The following is a 16,904-nucleotide window of genomic DNA, read 5'->3' on the forward strand; positions in this document are numbered from 1 at the left end:
GGCGCGGGTGCTGGTGCTGGAGCGCGCCGCGGCGGCGGGCGGCACCACCTCGCTCGCCGGGGGCCACTTCTACCTCGGTGGGGGGACGGCGGTCCAGGAGGCGACCGGACACCCCGACTCGCCCGAGGAGATGTACAAGTACCTGGTCGCGGTGTCCCGCCAGCCGGACCACGACAAGATTCGCGCGTACTGCGAGGGCAGCGTCGAGCACTTCGACTGGCTGGAGGACCTGGGTTTCCAATTCGAGCGCAGCTACTTCCCGGGCAAGGCGGTGATCCAGCCCAACACCGAGGGCCTGATGTTCACGGGTAACGAGAAGGTGTGGCCCTTCCTGGAGAAGGCGGTGCCGGCGCCGCGCGGCCACAAGGTGCCCGTGCCCGGCGACACCGGCGGCGCCAGCATGGTGATCGACCTGCTGCTGAAGCGCGCGGCCAGCCTGGGCGTTCAGATCCGGTACGAGACCGGCGCCACCGAACTCGTCGTGGACAGCTCGGGCTCGGTGACCGGCGTGACGTGGAAGCACTTCTCCGAAACCGGTGCGATCAAAGCGAAGTCGGTGATCATCGCGGCGGGCGGATTCGTGATGAACCCGGAGATGGTCGCCACCTACACGCCGAAGCTGGCCGAGAAGCCGTTCGTGCTGGGCAACACCTACGACGACGGGCTGGGCATCCGGATGGGCGTGTCGGCCGGCGGCGCAACCGAACACATGGACCAGATCTTCATCACGGCTCCGCCGTACCCGCCGTCGATCCTGTTGACGGGAATCATCGTGAACAAGCTCGGGCAGCGCTTCGTTGCCGAGGATTCCTACCATTCCAGGACTTCCGGATTCATCATGGACCAGCCGGACAGCGCGGCGTTCCTCATCGTCGACGAGGCGCACCTGGAACACCCCAAGATGCCGCTGGTCCCGTTGATCGACGGCTGGGAGACCGTCCCGGAAATGGAAGCCGCGCTCGGTATTCCGGAGGGCAACCTGGTGGCGACGCTGGACCGTTACAACGCCAACGCCGCCCGCGGTGAGGACCCAGACTTTCACAAGCAGCCCGAATTCCTTGCCGCACAGGACCAAGGCCCTTGGGGCGCGTTCGACATGTCGCTGGGCAAGGCGATGTATGCCGGTTTCACCATCGGTGGGCTGTCCACGTCCGTGGACGGCGAGGTGCTGCGGGCGGACGGCACCGTGGTGGCCGGCCTGTATGCGGCCGGGGCCTGCGCGTCCAACATCGCCCAGGACGGCAAGGGCTACGCCAGCGGCACGCAGCTGGGGGAGGGCTCGTTCTTCGGGCGCCGCGCCGGAGCGCACGCGGCCCGCAGGGCCGGGGAAGCGTAGGCGCGTCAGACGCGCGCGGGCTCCTTCTTCTCCTCCACGGGACCCAGCCGCCACGGCCCGCCGCCGAGCAGCTGCAGCTCCTGTTCGTGGTGCTGCTCGACCGTGGGCCGGTGGCTGACGCTGACCACCACGCAATCCGGCAGTTCGGTCCGCACCAGTTGGTAGAGCGCAAATTCCAGCCCCTCGTCCAGCGCCGAGGTGGCCTCGTCGAGGAAGACCGCCTTGGGTTTGGTGAGCAGGATCCGCGCGAAGGCCACCCGCTGCTGCTCGCCCGGGGAAAGCACCTTGGCCCAGTCCCGCTCTTCGTCGAGCCGGTGCAGCAACGGCGCCAGGGCGACTTTGGTGAGCACCTCGCGCAGCTCCTCGTCGGAGACGTCCTCCGGCGAGTTCGGGTAGCACACCACGGTGCGCAGGCTGCCCAGTGGGACGTACGGCAACTGCGACAGGAACATCGTCGCGTTGTCGCCCTCGGGACGGCACAGGGTCCCGGAGGCGTACGGCCACAACTCGGCCAGGCTGCGCAGCAGCGTGGTCTTGCCGGCGCCGGAACGCCCGGTGATCACCAGCGAATCGCCCTCGTCGAGCTGCACATCGAGCGGGTCGATCAGCCGGTCGCCGGCCGGTGTGCGCACCTCGACGTCGCGCAGCTCGACGGCCGTCTCTTCGCTCGGCTTGACCAGCATGGTCGGCAGGGCGCGGCCCTGGGCGTTGGCGTCGACGAGGCCGTGCAACCGGATGATGGCCGCCCGGAAGGCCGCGAACGCGTCGTAGTTGTTGCGGAAGAACGACAACGAATCGTGAATGTTGCCAAAGGCGGTCGCGCTCTGGCCGACATCGCCGAAGTCGATCTGACCGGCGAACAGGCGCGGCGCCTGGATCACCCACGGCAGCGGGACGATCGCCTGCGACACCGACCAGTTCCAGCCGTTGAAGATGATGGTCCGGCGCACGAACTTGCGGTAGTTGTCGATGATCGGGGTGAAGCGCCGCCACAGCTGCCCCCGCTCGACGCGCTCACCGCGGTAGAAGCCCACGGCCTCGGCGGCGTCGCGCAACCGCACCAGCGCGTAACGGAATGCGGCATTGAGCTTTTCGTTGTTGAAGCTGAGCCAGATCAGCGGGTGGCCCAGCCAGATCGCGACCAGCGTGGCGACCACCACGTAGACCAGGACGGTCCAGAACATGGCGCGCGGGATCTCGACGCCCAACACGTTCAGGTTGCCGGACAGGTTCCACAGGATCGCCGCGAACGAGATCACCGAGGCCACCGCGTTGACCGCCCCGAACAGCAGGGTGCTGCCGGTCCCGTTCGACGGAATGTTCGGGGTGCCACCCGCATTCGCGGTGAAGATGTCGATGTCCTGCTGGATGCGCTGGTCGGGGTTGTCGATGGTGTGGTCGATGAACAGGTCCCGGTAATAGGCCCGGCCGTCGAGCCAGTCGTCGGTGAGATGGGCGGTCAGCCACATGCGCCAGGCGATGATGAACCGCTGCGTCAGATAGATGTCGATCATGAACCGGATGACGTACAGGGTGGCCAGCACGCTGAAGATCGCGATCGACATCCAAAAGCCGTGCACCCCGGACTGTTTGACCACGTCGTCGTCGGCGGCCACGCCCTGCACCGCCTTCTGGACCGCCGTATAGAGGTCGTTGCCCTGGTAGCTGAGCAACACCATCAGCCGCACCGAGAGCAGCACCGAGAACAGCAGCACGCCGAGCATCAGCCACACGCGGACGCTGTGCGCGCCGACGAAGTATCCGCGGGTGATCCGCCAGAACTGCCGGCCCCACGGCGTGAGATACCGGAACAGCACCAGCGCGATGAACAGGCAGACGGCGCTGATGAGCCACGCTATGGCGACCCACCGCAAGGAATCCACGGCCGCCGCCGGCCAGTTGATCGAGGGCTTGAACGGCTTTGGGCCCATGGTCGCTGTCTCCTCGTGGTCGAGATTTTGGACTCTGCGGGAACTTCAAATCCTCCGGCGAAGGTACCGGAAGGATCTGGATAGGCTGCGGTTATGAGCACCGACGCCATCCCCACCCAAACATTGCACGCCGGCCGGCTCGTCGCGCGGCGCCTGCGGGCCAGCGGTGTCGACACCGTCTTCACGCTGTCCGGCGGCCACCTGTTCTCCGTCTACGACGGCTGCCGCGAGGAGGGGATCCGGCTGATCGACACCCGCCACGAGCAGACCGCGACCTTCGCGGCCGAGGGGTGGTCGAAGGTCACGAGGGTGCCCGGCGTCGCCGCGCTCACCGCAGGACCGGGTGTCACCAACGGGATGAGCGCGATGGCGGCCGCGCAGCAGAACCAATCGCCCCTGGTGGTGCTGGGCGGGCGGGCGCCCGCGGGGCGGTGGGGCATGGGCTCGCTGCAGGAGATCGACCACGTGCCGTTCGTGGCGCCGCTGGCCCGCTTCGCCGCCACGGCGCAATCGGCCGGGGACGCCGGCCGGCTCGTCGACGAGGCGCTGCGGGCGGCGGTCGGTGCCCCGTCGGGCGTCGGCTTCGTCGACTTCCCGATGGACCATGTCTTCTCCGTGTCCGAGGATCACGGCCGCCCCGGTGCCCTCACCGACCTGCCGCCCGGGCCGGGCGCCGACGACCTGGACGGCCAGGCGCTGGGCCGGGCCGCGAGCCTGCTGTCCGGGGCGAAGCGCCCGGTGATCATGGCGGGCACCAACGTGTGGTGGGGACGGGGGGAGGCGGCGCTGCTCCGCCTCGCCGAGGAACGCCAGATCCCGGTGCTGATGAACGGAATGGCCCGCGGCGCGGTGCCCGCCGATCACCCGTTGGCGTTCTCCCGGGCGCGGGGAAAAGCGTTGGGCGAGGCCGACGTTGCGTTGATCCTCGGGGTGCCGATGGATTTCCGGCTCGGCTTCGGCGCGGTGTTCGGACCCCAAACCCGGCTCATCGTGGTCGACCGGGCCGAACCGGAGCGCAAACATCCGCGGCCGGTGGACGCCGAGCTCTACGGCGACCTGTTGTCGATCCTGGCGGCGCTGGCCGCCGGGGATGGGGCGGACCACCGGGACTGGATCGAGGAGCTGCGGACGGCCGAGACCGCGGCGCGCGGCAAGGAGAAGGCCGACCTCGCCGACGACCGCGTCCCGCTGCACCCGATGCGGGTGTACGCGGAGCTGGCGCCGATGCTGGACCGCGACGCCATCGTCGTCATCGACGCCGGGGACTTCGGCTCCTACGCCGGACGGGTGATCGACAGCTACCAGCCGGGCTGCTGGCTGGACAGCGGCCCCTTCGGCTGCCTGGGCTCGGGCCCCGGCTACGCGCTGGCCGCCAAGCTGGCCCGGCCGGACCGCCAGGTGGTCCTCCTGCAGGGTGACGGGGCGTTCGGCTTCAGCGGCATGGAATGGGACACCCTGGTCCGGCACAACGTGCCCGTCGCCTCGGTGATCGGCAACAACGGCATCTGGGGTCTCGAGAAGCACCCCATGGAGGCGCTGTACGGCTATTCGGTGGTGGCGGAGCTGCGCCCGGGCACCCGTTACGACGAGGTGGTCCGCGCGCTCGGCGGCCACGGCGAGCTGGTCTCGGCACCGGCCGAGCTGCGGCCCGCGCTGGAACGCGCCTTCGCCAGCGGCCTGCCCGCCGTCGTCAACGTCCTCACCGACCCCGCCGTCGCCTATCCCCGCCGGTCCAATCTGGCGTGACGGCCGGGCCGGCCGCGAGGGCGCGCGGTTGTGCGGCCGCGCTCGTCGGCTCGCGTACCGTTGACCTGTGCCAAAGACCACCCGCGCGCAGCCCGGCCGCTTGAGCAGCCGGTTTTGGCGGCTGCTCGGAGCCAGCACCGAGAAGAACCGCAGCCGATCCCTGTCCCAGGTCACCGACTCGTCCGAATACGACGAGGAAGCCGCCGGCCTCACCGACGCGCAGCTGCGCAAGGCCGCCGGGCTGCTCAACCTCGAGGACCTCGCGGAGTCGGAGGACATCCCGCAGTTCCTCGCGATCGCCCGGGAGGCGGCCGACCGGGCGACCGGGCTGCGCCCGTTCGACGTGCAGCTGCTGGGCGCGCTGCGGATGCTGGCCGGCGACGTCATCGAGATGGCCACCGGTGAGGGCAAGACGCTGTCCGGGGCGATCGCCGCGGCCGGATATGCCCTGGCCGGCCGGCACGTGCACGTGGTGACCATCAACGACTACCTGGCCCGCCGGGACGCGGAGTGGATGGGCCCGCTCATCGAGGCGATGGGCCTGACGGTCGGCTGGATCACCGCCGAGTCGACGAGCGAGGAGCGCCGCGACGCCTACGGCTGCGACGTCACCTATGCCTCGGTCAACGAGATCGGCTTCGACGTGCTGCGCGATCAGCTCGTCACCGACGTCGACGACCTGGTGTCACCCAACCCCGACGTCGCCCTGATCGACGAGGCCGACTCGGTGCTGGTCGACGAGGCGCTGGTGCCGCTGGTGCTGGCCGGCACCACGCACCGGGAAACGCCGCGCCTGGAAATCATCAGGCTGGTCGGGACGCTGGACCCGGGCTCCGATTTCGAGACCGACTCCGACAGCCGCAACGTGCATCTCACCGACGCCGGGGCGCGCAAGGTGGAGAAGGCGCTCGGGGGTATCGACCTCTACTCCGAGGAGCACGTCGGCACCACGCTGACCGAGGTGAACGTGGCGCTGCACGCCCACGTGCTGTTGCAACGCGACGTGCACTACATCGTCCGCGACGACGCGGTGCACCTGATCAACTCCGCCCGAGGGCGCATCGCGCAACTGCAGCGCTGGCCGGACGGCCTGCAGGCCGCCGTCGAGGCGAAGGAGGGCATCGAGACCACCGAAACGGGGGAAGTGCTCGACACCATCACGGTGCAGGCGCTGATCAACCGCTACGCCACCGTGTGCGGCATGACCGGCACCGCGCTGGCCGCCGGCGAGCAGCTGCGCCAGTTCTACCAGCTCGGTGTGTCCCCAATCCCGCCGAACGAGCCCAACATTCGCGAGGACGAGTCCGACCGGGTCTACATCACCGCGGCCGCCAAGAACGACGCGATCGTCGCGCACATCGCCGAGGTCCACGAAACCGGGCAGCCGGTGCTGGTCGGGACCCGCGACGTGGCCGAGTCCGAGGAGCTGCACGAGCGGCTGCTGCGCCGCGGCGTGCCCGCGGTGGTGCTCAACGCGAAGAACGACGCCGAGGAGGCGGAGGTCATCGCGGAGGCCGGCAAGTTCGGGGTGGTCACCGTGTCGACGCAGATGGCGGGGCGGGGCACCGACATCCGGCTCGGCGGCTCCGACGAGACCGACCACGACAGGGTCGCCGAGCTCGGCGGCCTGCACGTGGTCGGCACCGGCCGGCATCACACCGAGCGGCTGGACAACCAGCTGCGCGGGCGCGCCGGACGCCAGGGCGACCCCGGCTCGTCGGTGTTCTTCTCGAGTTGGGAAGACGACGTGGTGGCGGCCAACCTCGACCACAACAAACTGCCCATGGAGACCGACGAGGACGGCCGGATCGTCAGCCCCAAGGCTGCCGGTCTGCTCGACCACGCCCAGCGTGTCGCCGAGGGCCGGATGCTGGACGTGCACGCCAATACCTGGCGCTACAACCAATTGATCGCCCAGCAGCGCGCCATCATCGTCGATCGACGAAACACGTTGCTGCGCACGGCAACCGCGCGCGAAGAGCTCGCCGACCTGGCGCCCAAGCGGTACAAGGAGCTGGCCAAGGAGATCCCCGAGGATCGCCTGGAGAAGATCTGCCGGCAGATCATGCTCTATCACCTCGACCGCGGCTGGGCCGATCACCTGGCCTACCTCGCCGACATCCGCGAAAGCATCCACCTGCGGGCGCTGGGCCGGCAGAACCCGCTGGACGAGTTTCACCGGCTGGCGGTCGACGCGTTCGCGTCGCTGGCCGCCGACGCGATCGAGGCGGCGCAGCAGACGTTCGAGACGGCCAACGTCCTCGAAGAGGAACAGGGCCTGGACCTGTCCAAGCTGGCGCGGCCGACCTCCACGTGGACCTACATGGTCAACGACAACCCGCTGTCGGACGACACGCTGTCCACGCTGAGCCTGCCCGGGGTCTTCCGCTAAGCGTCCGCGAATTCGCGGCCAGCCGCACACCGGCACACGAGTGTGCGGCCAGCCGCCCACTCGGCGTTCGACTAGTCTCACGGCTTATGGAGCCGGCGCTTCCGCCCAACCGGGTGCTGACGGTGCCCAACGCGCTGAGCGTCATCCGCCTGGTGCTCATCGCGGTGTTCGCCTACGCGCTGCTGGGCGCTCACGCCAACGGGTGGGCGGTCGGGATCTTGATGTTCAGCGGCGCGTCCGACTGGGCCGACGGCAAGATCGCCCGGCTGCTCAACCAGTCCTCGCGCCTGGGCGTTCTGCTCGACCCGGCGGTCGACCGCCTCTACATGGTCGGCGTTCCGGTGGTGATGGCGCTGAGCGGGATCGTGCCGTGGTGGTTCGTCGCCGTCCTGCTGGCGCGCGACGGGCTGCTGGCGGCGACGCTGCCGGTGCTGTGGAGCCGCGGCCTGTCCGCGCTGCCGGTCACCTACATCGGCAAGGCCGCCACCTTCGCGTTGATGTCCGGCTTTCCGCTGGTGCTGCTGGGCACCTGGGACGCCCTGTGGAGCCGGGTCGTCGGCGCCTGCGGGTGGGCGTTCCTGATCTGGGGCATGTACGCCTACCTGTGGGCGTTCGTGCTCTACGTGGTGCAGATGACTCTGGTGGTGCGCCGGATGCCCCGGCTCAGACACGGCACGCGCCCGCCCGCCGCGCCGAAGGCGGTCGAGCATGGCTGACGCCGACCGCCTGCTCGGCGGCTACGATCCCAACGCCGGCCGCAGCGCCCACGTGGCGGCGCGGCCGACGCTGATCCCGGTGCCGTCGCTGCTGCGCGCCCTGCTTTCCGAGCACCTGGATCCCGGCTACGCCGCGGCGGCCGAAAAACGCGGCGACGCCGCCCTTCCGGCGACCGGACGGGGCCGCGCCCTCCGCTGGGTTTGGCAGGCGCTGGCGGCGCTGCTGATCGCCACCGTCTTCGCCGCCGCCGTCGCGCAGGCCCGCTCGGTAGCCCCCGGCGTGCGCTCCGCGCAGCAGCTGCTCCTGGGCAACGTGCGCTCGACGGAGAACACCGCGACCTCGCTCGCCCAGCGGCGCAGCGAGCTGTCGTCGCAAGTCGACGCCGTTCAGCGCCGCGCGCTGGCCGACGACGCCGAGGGGCAGCGGCTGTTGTCACGCCTCGACGCCCTGGGCCTGGCGGCGGCGAGCACGGCGGTCATCGGCCCCGGCCTGAAGGTGACCGTGACCGATCCGGGTGCCAGCCCGAATCTTTCCGACGTGTCCAAGCAGCGGGTCGGCGGCAGCAGGCAGATCATCCTGGACCGGGATCTGCAGCTGGTGGTCAACTCGCTGTGGGCCAGCGGCGCCGAGGCGATCTCCGTCGGCGGTGTCCGCATCGGTCCCGACGCGACCATCCGGCAGGCCGGCGGGGCGATCCTGGTGGACAACAATCCCACCAGCAGCCCGTACACCATCCTGGCGGTCGGGCCGCCGCGCGCGATGCGCGACGTCTTCGACCAGAGCGCCGGCCGGCAGCGCCTTAGGCTGCTCGAGGTCTCCTACGGTGTCGTCGTCACCGTCGACGCCGCCGACGGGCTGACCCTGCCGGCCGGATCGATCCGGGATATCAAGTTCGCCAAACAGATTGGGCCACAGTGAGAATGCGGAAGGAAGCCCGAGCATGATCGGCATCGCGGCGCTGGCGATCGGCATCGTGCTCGGCCTGGTTTTCCACCCCGCGGTGCCCGAGGTCGTGCAGCCGTATCTGCCCATCGCGGTGGTCGCGGCGCTCGACGCGGTATTCGGGGGGTTGCGCGCCTACCTGGAACGGATCTTCGACCCGAAGGTCTTCGTGATCTCCTTCGTGTTCAACGTCTTCGTGGCCGCCCTGATCGTCTACGTCGGTGACCAATTGGGCGTCGGCACGCAGTTGTCCACCGCGATCATCGTGGTGTTGGGCATCCGCATCTTCGGCAACGCCGCCGCGCTGCGCCGCAGGCTGTTCGGGGCGTGACGCGCCATGACGGGGACGAGGCCAGCGTGAGCCAGGATCCGGCGGACGGCGCCACGGAAAGCCGTGACCCACAAGGCCGTGCGCAGCACGGGCGGCACGAACTGCCGGCCAGACGTCCGCGCCCGGAGATCGGGACCGTGCGCCGCACCGGGTTGTCGGGCCTGGCCCGCGGCGGCCGTTCCCGGCTGGCCTTCGGATTGTTGGCGGCCCTGCTGTGCCTGCTGCTGGGCATCGCCATCGTCACCCAGGTCCGCCAGAACGAGTCGGGTGACTCGCTGGAAACCGCGCGCCCCGCAGACCTGCTGGTGCTGCTGGATTCGCTGCGGCAGCGCGAGGCCACCCTCAACGCCGAAGTGAGCGAACTGCAGAACACGCTGAATTCGCTGCAGGCGTCCGGCAACAATGACCAGGCCGCCATCCAGGCCGCTCAGGCCCGGCTCGCCGCGCTGTCCATCTTGGCCGGGGCGGTCGGCGCCACCGGGCCGGGCGTGACCGTCACGATCGACGATCCGGGGCCCGGGGTCGCGCCCGAGGCGATGCTCGACGTGATCAACGAGCTGCGCGCCGCCGGCGCCGAGGCGATCGAAGTCAACGACGCCCACCAGTCCGTGCGCGTAGGTGTCGATACCTGGGTGGTGGGTACGCCTGGTTCGTTGACCATGGACACCAAGACGCTCTCACCCCCGTATTCGATTCTGGCGATTGGGGATCCACCCACCCTGGCCGCCGCGATGAACATTCCGGGCGGCGCCGAGGACAGCATCAAGCGCGTCGGCGCGCGGATGTCGGTCCGGCAGGCGGACCGGGTGGACATCACCGCCTTGCGGCAACCAAAACCGCACCAATACGCTCAGCCCGTCAAGTGAGCAATACGCCCGAGGAGAACAGGACTGCTTGTGAGCGATATCCCGCCCGATCTGCACTACACCGCCGAACACGAATGGGTTCGCCGCAGCGGTGAGGACACCGTGCGGGTCGGGATCACCGACTTTGCGCAATCGGCGCTGGGTGACGTGGTCTTCGTTCAACTGCCCGAGGTCGGCACCGAACTGACCGGTGGGCAATCCTTCGGCGAGGTCGAGTCGACCAAATCGGTGTCCGACCTGTACGCCCCGCTGTCGGGCACGGTGTCCGCGGTCAACGCCGAGCTGGAAGGCAGCCCGCAGCTGGTCAACTCCGACCCGTACGGGGCCGGGTGGCTGGTGGATGTCCGGGTCTCGGACGTCAGCGCGCTCGAGTCGGCAATTTCGTCGCTGCTCGACGCCGAGGCCTACCGCGGAACGCTGACCGAATGACGATTGCTAATGTGCCTGCCAGCCCCGCGCGGCGGCGCGAGCGGTGCGGCGGGCCGGCGGGGGCAGGCGGGCAATCGGTCTTCCGATCATCGGGTGGGGGGCACATTGCCGACCTATGCGCGGTACCGTCGACACATCGACACCTGAAGGCAGCAGTCTTAGTACGGCAGTACCGGGCGAAGAAACCCAGTGAGCAGCCGGCCGAGCGGCCCGGTCAGACAACGCCACAGCGGCCAGTGAGGAGCAGCGCGTGACGGACATGGACTCCGATATGGGGAAAGACCAGACCTCTGACGAAGTCACGGTGGAGACGACCTCGGTCTTCCGCGCCGACTTCCTCAACGAACTGGACGCTCCCGCGCAGGCGGGCACCGAGAGCGCGGTGTCGGGGGTCGAAGGGCTCCCGGCCGGCTCGGCGCTGCTGGTCGTCAAACGGGGCCCCAACGCCGGGTCGCGCTTCCTGCTCGACCAGCCCATCACCTCCGCCGGTCGGCATCCCGACAGCGACATCTTTCTCGACGACGTCACCGTCAGCCGCCGCCACGCCGAATTCAGGTTGGAAAACAACGAATTCAACGTGGTGGATGTCGGTAGCCTCAATGGCACCTACGTCAACCGGGAGCCCGTCGACTCGGCGGTGCTCGCCAACGGCGACGAGGTGCAGATCGGCAAGTTCCGCTTGGTGTTTCTGACCGGGCCCAAGCAGGGTGAGGACGGAGGATCCGGAGGCTAGTGAGCGCACCCGATAGCCCGGCGCTGGCCGGGATGTCGATTGGGGCGGTCCTGGAACTGTTGAGGCCGGACTTTCCCGATGTCACGATTTCCAAGATCCGCTTCTTGGAGGCCGAGGGACTGGTGACGCCGCAGCGTGCCGCGTCTGGCTATCGGAGATTCACCGCGTACGACTGCGCCCGGTTGCGGTTCATCCTGACCGCGCAGCGCGATCACTACCTGCCGCTCAAGGTCATCCGGGCGCAACTGGACGCCCAGCCCGACGGCGAGCTGCCGCCGTTCGGTTCGCCCTACGCCGCACCGCGCCTCGTGTCGGTGGCCGGGGTCGGGGAGTCCGCCGCCGAGCCCGGCTCCGGATCCGACGCGGCCGCGGTCGCGCCCTCGAGCATCCGGCTGAGTCGCGAAGACCTGCTGCAGCGCTCCGGGGTGGACGACGCGCTGTTGACGGCGCTGCTCAAGGCCGGGGTGATCACCACCGGACGGGGCGGTTTCTTCGACGAACACGCCGTCGTCATCCTGCAGTGCGCGCGGGCGTTGTCGGAATACGGTGTGGAGCCGCGTCATCTGCGTGCCTTCCGCTCGGCGGCCGACCGGCAATCGGACCTGATCGCCCAAATCGCCGGGCCGGTAGTCAAAGCCGACAAGGCCGGCGCCCGCGATCGCGCCGACGACCTGGCCCGTGAAGTGGCGGCGCTCGCCATCACCCTGCACACGTCGCTGATCAAATCCGCCGTTCGCGACGTTCTGCATCGCTGAGGACTAGACTTCGTCGAGAGCTTGGTTTTCAGCGGCACAGCGAAAATTCGGCGTCGTCGTTGCGCCAAGAACGACACGGCAGCATATGCGGAGGGCAGACACAAATGGGTGAAGTTCGTGTTGTCGGCATTCGCGTGGAGCAGCCGCAGAACCAGCCGGTGCTGTTGCTACGCGAGACCGACGGCGACCGATACCTGCCGATCTGGATCGGTCAATCGGAGGCTGCCGCCATCGCGCTGGAGCAGCAGGGCGTCGAGCCGCCCCGCCCGCTGACGCACGATCTGATCAGGGATGTGATTGCCGCGCTTGGCCATTCGCTGAAGGAGGTGCGGATCGTCGACCTGCAGGAGGGCACGTTCTACGCCGACCTGGTCTTCGACCGCAACATCACCGTGTCGGCGCGGCCCTCGGATTCGGTGGCGATAGCGCTGCGCGTCGGCGTTCCGATCTACGTCGAGGAGGCCGTGCTCGCCCAGGCCGGCCTGCTCATCCCCGACGAGAGCGACGAAGAGGGCGGCACCGCCGTCCGCGAGGACGAGGTGGAGAAGTTCAAGGAATTTCTCGACAGCGTGTCCCCCGACGATTTCAAGGCCACATAGGCGCTTTGGGCGCTTTGGGGCGCTTTGGGGCCCGGTCCTGCGCGCTTCGCGCCGCCCGCGCTCGCGTACTACCCTGGACACCGACATCACGGATGCGTCTCAACTAGCACCGGGATGTCGACACGCCTGGCGGATAGCGCCCTCACTTAGCCCGGCGGCGGCCATACTTTGATCACGACTTAAGGGCGCGGTAGCTATCGAAGCGCGTAAGCTCTCTAGCACTCGGGCCTGAGCAAACGTGGCTGCGACGCAGCCAGTGACGCAGCTGGAAACGAAAGCGCGATCGGCGAGAGGAAGCACCGTGAGCGAGCAGCCACGCCAAGAACAGCTGGACCTAGCTGAGCACGCGAGCGCCGCGCCGCAAGCGCCGGTACAACCGGGACTGTTTCCCGACGACTCCGTGCCGGACGAGCTGGTCGGATACCGCGGCCCGAGCGCCTGCCAGATCGCCGGCATCACCTACCGCCAGCTGGACTACTGGGCGCGCACCTCGTTGGTGGTGCCGTCGATCCGCGGCGCGGCGGGCTCGGGCAGCCAGCGGCTCTACTCCTTCAAGGACATCCTGGTTCTCAAGATCGTCAAGCGCCTGCTGGACACCGGGATCTCGCTGCACAACATCAGGGTCGCGGTCGATCACCTGCGCCAGCGCGGCGTGCAGGACCTGGCCAACATCACGTTGTTCTCCGACGGCACCACGGTCTACGAGTGCACGTCGGCCGAAGAGGTCGTCGACCTGCTGCAGGGCGGGCAGGGCGTGTTCGGCATCGCCGTGTCGGGCGCCATGCGCGAGCTGACCGGGGTGATCGCCGACTTCCCCGGCGAGCGGGCCGACGGCGGCGAATCGATCGCCGCCCCGGAAGACGAGCTGGCGTCCCGCCGCAAGGACCGGGCCCGCAAAATCGGCTGAGCGCACCCGCGAGCGTCCCCTTTCGTGCGCCCGTAGCGGCGTGTCCCTGTACCGACACGGTCGCTCGCGGCCGGGTAAACTGGCTGACGCATCGCACTCGTGCGGGAGAGATCCGTGACGGCCAGTCACGGGCGCCGAAGGAGCAACACCTCTCCGCTAACCTCTCAGGCACCCGGACCGCGCGCGTTAACGATGCCTCTGGAAAGCGGTGCCGGCTCAAGCGGGTCAGCACCCGCCGATGGGGAAAGGCACCCGGACACCAGCGGGCGCCGAATCTCTCAGGCGCCCGGCGAACGGGTGAAGACAGAGGGAGAGGACCGCTAGTCCTCCGCCCTTGTCGACGCCACACCCAGGAGTCTCGCCAGTGCCCGACCAAGCAACCTTCGCAGCCCGCCACATCGGCCCGGACGCCCAGGCCGTCGCGGCCATGCTGGCCGTCATCGGGGTCGACTCGCTCGACCAACTGGCCGCCAAGGCCGTCCCGGCGGGCATCCTCGACAAGCTGACCGGCAGCGGTGTGGCGCCCGGGCTGGACCGGTTGCCCCCGGCCGTCACCGAGAGCGAGGCGCTGGCCGAGCTGCGGGCGATGGCCGAGGACAACACGGTGGCCGTCTCGATGATCGGGCAGGGGTACTACGACACGCTCACCCCACCGGTGCTGCTGCGCAACGTGCTGGAGAACCCGGCCTGGTACACCGCCTACACGCCGTATCAGCCCGAGATCAGCCAGGGCCGGCTGGAGGCGCTGCTGAATTTCCAGACGATGGTGGCCGACCTGACCGGGCTGGAAGTCGCCAACGCCTCGATGCTCGACGAGGGCACGGCGGCCGCCGAGGCCATGACGTTGATGCACCGCGCCACCCGGGGCACCTCGAACCGGCTCGCGGTCGACGCCGACGTCTTCGCCCAGACCGCCGCCGTGCTGACCACCCGGGCGCGGCCGTTGGGCATCGAGATCGTCACGGCCGACCTCTCGGAGGGCCTGCCCGACGGCGAGTTCTTCGGCGTCATCACCCAGCTGCCCGGGGCCAGCGGCCGGATCACCGACTGGGCGCCCCTGGTGCAACAGGCCCACGACCGCGGCGCGCTGGTCGCCGTCGGCGCCGACCTGCTGGCGTGCACGCTCGTCACCCCGCCCGGCGACATCGGTGCCGACGTCGCCTTCGGCACCACCCAACGATTCGGTGTGCCAATGGGATTCGGCGGTCCGCACGCCGGCTACCTGTCGGTGCACGCCAAGCATGCGCGCCAGCTGCCGGGCCGGCTGGTCGGCGTGTCGATGGACGCCGACGGGTCGCCCGCCTACCGGCTGGCCCTGCAGACCCGCGAGCAGCACATCCGCCGCGACAAGGCGACCAGCAACATCTGCACCGCGCAGGTGCTGCTGGCGGTGATGGCCGCCATGTACGCCAGCTACCACGGCGCCGACGGGCTGGCCGCGATCGCCCGCCGGGTGCACGCCCACGCCGAAGCCATCGCCGCCGCGCTGAGCTCGGCGGCCGACATGGCGCCGGTGCACGACACCTTCTTCGACACCGTCCTGGCGCGAGTCCCGGGCCGCGCCGACGAGGTGGTCGCCGCGGCCAAGGCCAACGGCGTCAACGTGTGGCGCGTCGACGCCGACCACGTGTCGGTCGCGTGCGACGAGGCCACCACGGACGCCCACGTGGCGGCGGTGCTGGACGCCTTCGGCGCGGCTCGAGGCGCGGAGCGAGTCGCCAGCAAGATCCAGGACATCGCGACCCGGACCTCGGAGTTCCTCACCCATCCCGCCTTCACCCAGTACCGCACCGAGACGGCGATGATGCGCTACCTGCGCACCCTGGCGGACAAAGACGTCGCCCTGGACCGCAGCATGATTCCGCTCGGCTCGTGCACGATGAAGCTCAACGCCGCCGCGGAGATGGAACCGATCACCTGGCCCGAGTTCGCCCGCCAGCACCCGTTCGCGCCCGCCTCGGACACCCCCGGGCTGCGCCGGCTCATCAGCGACCTGGAGAGCTGGCTGGTGCAGATCACCGGTTACGACGCCGTGTCGCTGCAGCCCAACGCCGGCTCGCAGGGCGAGTACGCCGGGCTGCTGGCCATCCACGACTACCACGCCAGCCGCGGCGAGCCGCACCGCAACATCTGCCTGATCCCGTCCAGCGCGCACGGCACCAACGCGGCGTCGGCGGCGCTGGCCGGCATGCGGGTGGTGGTGGTGGGCTGCCACGAGAACGGCGACGTCGACCTCGACGACCTGCGCGCCAAGGTCGCCCAGCACGGCGACGAGTTGTCGGCGCTGATGATCACCTACCCCTCCACCCACGGCGTCTACGAGCACGACATCGCGGAGATCTGCGCGGCCGTCCACGACGCCGGCGGCCAGGTGTACGTCGACGGCGCCAACCTCAACGCGCTGGTCGGCCTGGCGCGGCCGGGGAAGTTCGGCGGCGACGTCAGCCACCTGAACCTGCACAAGACGTTCTGCATCCCGCACGGCGGTGGGGGACCCGGGGTGGGGCCGGTGGCGGTGCGTTCACATTTGGCCCCGTTCCTGCCGGGACACCCGCACGCCCCCGAGTTGCCGCAGGGCCATCCCGTGTCGTCGGCGCCCTACGGGTCCGCCTCGATCCTGCCGATCAGCTGGGCCTACATCAGGATGATGGGCGCTGACGGCCTGCGGGCGGCCTCGCTGACCGCGATCGCGTCGGCCAACTACATCGCCCGCCGGCTCGACGAGTACTTCCCGGTGCTCTACACCGGGGAGAACGGCATGGTCGCCCACGAGTGCATCCTGGATCTGCGGCCGATCACCAAGTCGACCGGGGTGACCGTCGACGACGTGGCAAAACGCCTGGCGGACTACGGTTTTCACGCGCCGACGATGAGCTTCCCGGTGGCCGGCACGCTGATGGTCGAGCCCACCGAGAGTGAGACCCTGACCGAGGTCGACGCCTTCTGCGAAGCCATGATCGCCATCCGCGGGGAGATCGACCGGGTCGGCGCGGGGGAGTGGCCGGTGGACGACAACCCGCTGCGGGGCGCCCCGCACACCGCCGAGTGCCTGCTGGTCGCCGATTGGCAGCACCCCTACACCCGCGAAGAGGCCGCCTATCCGCTCGGCAAGAACTTCCGGCCGAAGGTGTGGCCCCCGGTGCGGCGCATCGACGGCGCCTACGGCGACCGCCACCTGGTCTGCTCGTGCCCGCCGGTGGAGGCGTTCGCCTAGGCGCGC

The 16,904-nt window shown here is 69.5% G+C and carries 14 protein-coding genes and 2 riboswitches; of the genes, 13 read left to right on the forward strand and 1 reads right to left on the reverse strand.

All coding sequences use genetic code 11. The features are described 5' to 3' along the window. On the forward strand, window positions 1-1,336 hold a 1,336-nt coding region (locus tag HMPREF0591_RS17705), incomplete at its 5' end, for an FAD-binding protein (RefSeq protein WP_007170002.1). A 5-nt stretch (window positions 1,337-1,341) separates the two neighbouring features. Here the strand turns inward: HMPREF0591_RS17705 and bacA are convergent. Further along, complete coding sequence (bacA, locus tag HMPREF0591_RS17710; protein WP_007170003.1) at window positions 1,342-3,267, reverse strand: vitamin B12 ABC transporter pemease/ATP-binding protein BacA; 1,926 nt, start codon at window positions 3,265-3,267, stop codon at window positions 1,342-1,344. Between the two features lie 93 nt (window positions 3,268-3,360). Here bacA and HMPREF0591_RS17715 point away from each other — a divergent pair, with 93 nt between their 5' ends. The 12 genes from HMPREF0591_RS17715 to gcvP all read left to right on the forward strand — a co-directional run bounded on the left by HMPREF0591_RS17715 (window position 3,361) and on the right by gcvP (window position 16,898). Continuing rightward, complete coding sequence (locus tag HMPREF0591_RS17715) at window positions 3,361-5,013, forward strand: acetolactate synthase (protein WP_007170004.1); 1,653 nt, start codon at window positions 3,361-3,363, stop codon at window positions 5,011-5,013. A gap of 67 nt (window positions 5,014-5,080) precedes the next feature. Next, window positions 5,081-7,405 carry an accessory Sec system translocase SecA2 gene (gene secA2 / locus HMPREF0591_RS17720; RefSeq protein ID WP_007170005.1) on the forward strand — a complete coding sequence of 775 codons (2,325 nt, stop codon included), beginning with the start codon at window positions 5,081-5,083 and terminating at the stop codon, window positions 7,403-7,405. A gap of 86 nt (window positions 7,406-7,491) precedes the next feature. Beyond that, a complete protein-coding gene (locus tag HMPREF0591_RS17725; protein ID WP_007170006.1) occupies window positions 7,492-8,121 on the forward strand; it encodes a CDP-alcohol phosphatidyltransferase family protein in 630 nt (209 codons plus the stop codon). After that, the gene (locus HMPREF0591_RS17730) at window positions 8,114-9,040 is read left to right on the forward strand and encodes a DUF881 domain-containing protein (protein WP_007170007.1); all 927 of its coding nucleotides are present in this window, start codon (window positions 8,114-8,116) and stop codon (window positions 9,038-9,040) included. The genes HMPREF0591_RS17725 and HMPREF0591_RS17730 overlap by 8 nt, the downstream gene beginning before the upstream one ends. A 22-nt stretch (window positions 9,041-9,062) precedes the next feature. Continuing rightward, the gene (locus HMPREF0591_RS17735) at window positions 9,063-9,395 is read left to right on the forward strand and encodes a small basic family protein (RefSeq protein ID WP_007170008.1); all 333 of its coding nucleotides are present in this window, start codon (window positions 9,063-9,065) and stop codon (window positions 9,393-9,395) included. A 26-nt stretch (window positions 9,396-9,421) separates the two neighbouring features. Next, on the forward strand, window positions 9,422-10,261 hold the full coding sequence (locus tag HMPREF0591_RS17740) for a DUF881 domain-containing protein (protein WP_050790083.1): 840 nt from the start codon (window positions 9,422-9,424) through the stop codon (window positions 10,259-10,261). Window positions 10,262-10,291: 30 nt separating this feature from the next. After that, entirely contained in the window at window positions 10,292-10,690 is a 399-nt protein-coding gene (gcvH, locus tag HMPREF0591_RS17745) for a glycine cleavage system protein GcvH (protein ID WP_007170010.1), read from the forward strand. 250 nt (window positions 10,691-10,940) lie between these two features. After that, the gene (garA, locus tag HMPREF0591_RS17750; protein WP_007170011.1) at window positions 10,941-11,423 is read left to right on the forward strand and encodes a glycogen accumulation regulator GarA; all 483 of its coding nucleotides are present in this window, start codon (window positions 10,941-10,943) and stop codon (window positions 11,421-11,423) included. Then, window positions 11,423-12,178 carry a transcriptional regulator FtsR gene (gene ftsR / locus HMPREF0591_RS17755; protein ID WP_007170012.1) on the forward strand — a complete coding sequence of 252 codons (756 nt, stop codon included), beginning with the start codon at window positions 11,423-11,425 and terminating at the stop codon, window positions 12,176-12,178. The genes garA and ftsR overlap by 1 nt, the downstream gene beginning before the upstream one ends. Before the next feature lie 104 nt (window positions 12,179-12,282). Continuing rightward, the gene (locus HMPREF0591_RS17760) at window positions 12,283-12,777 is read left to right on the forward strand and encodes a bifunctional nuclease family protein (RefSeq protein WP_007170013.1); all 495 of its coding nucleotides are present in this window, start codon (window positions 12,283-12,285) and stop codon (window positions 12,775-12,777) included. 301 nt (window positions 12,778-13,078) lie between these two features. After that, on the forward strand, window positions 13,079-13,684 hold the full coding sequence (locus HMPREF0591_RS17765; RefSeq protein ID WP_007170014.1) for a MerR family transcriptional regulator: 606 nt from the start codon (window positions 13,079-13,081) through the stop codon (window positions 13,682-13,684). Between the two features lie 92 nt (window positions 13,685-13,776). Next, window positions 13,777-13,874, forward strand: a riboswitch (glycine riboswitch). 2 nt (window positions 13,875-13,876) lie between these two features. After that, window positions 13,877-14,001, forward strand: a riboswitch (glycine riboswitch). Window positions 14,002-14,048: 47 nt separating this feature from the next. Beyond that, complete coding sequence (gene gcvP, locus HMPREF0591_RS17770) at window positions 14,049-16,898, forward strand: aminomethyl-transferring glycine dehydrogenase (protein ID WP_007170015.1); 2,850 nt, start codon at window positions 14,049-14,051, stop codon at window positions 16,896-16,898. Window positions 16,899-16,904: the final 6 nt, after the last annotated feature.

The organism is Mycobacterium parascrofulaceum ATCC BAA-614, assembly GCF_000164135.1.
Classification (GTDB): Bacteria; Actinomycetota; Actinomycetes; order Mycobacteriales; family Mycobacteriaceae; genus Mycobacterium; species Mycobacterium parascrofulaceum.

What these genes read in the sequence shown, in the direction of transcription:
- HMPREF0591_RS17715 (WP_007170004.1), top strand. Translation starts at nt 3,361, where the DNA reads ATGAGCACCGACGCCATCCCCACCCAAACATTGCACGCCGGCCGGCTC.
- HMPREF0591_RS17735 (WP_007170008.1), top strand. Translation starts at nt 9,063, where the DNA reads ATGATCGGCATCGCGGCGCTGGCGATCGGCATCGTGCTCGGCCTGGTT.
- HMPREF0591_RS17725 (WP_007170006.1), top strand. Translation starts at nt 7,492, where the DNA reads ATGGAGCCGGCGCTTCCGCCCAACCGGGTGCTGACGGTGCCCAACGCG.
- HMPREF0591_RS17730 (WP_007170007.1), top strand. Translation starts at nt 8,114, where the DNA reads ATGGCTGACGCCGACCGCCTGCTCGGCGGCTACGATCCCAACGCCGGC.
- bacA (WP_007170003.1), bottom strand. Translation starts at nt 3,267, where the DNA reads ATGGGCCCAAAGCCGTTCAAGCCCTCGATCAACTGGCCGGCGGCGGCC.
- HMPREF0591_RS17760 (WP_007170013.1), top strand. Translation starts at nt 12,283, where the DNA reads ATGGGTGAAGTTCGTGTTGTCGGCATTCGCGTGGAGCAGCCGCAGAAC.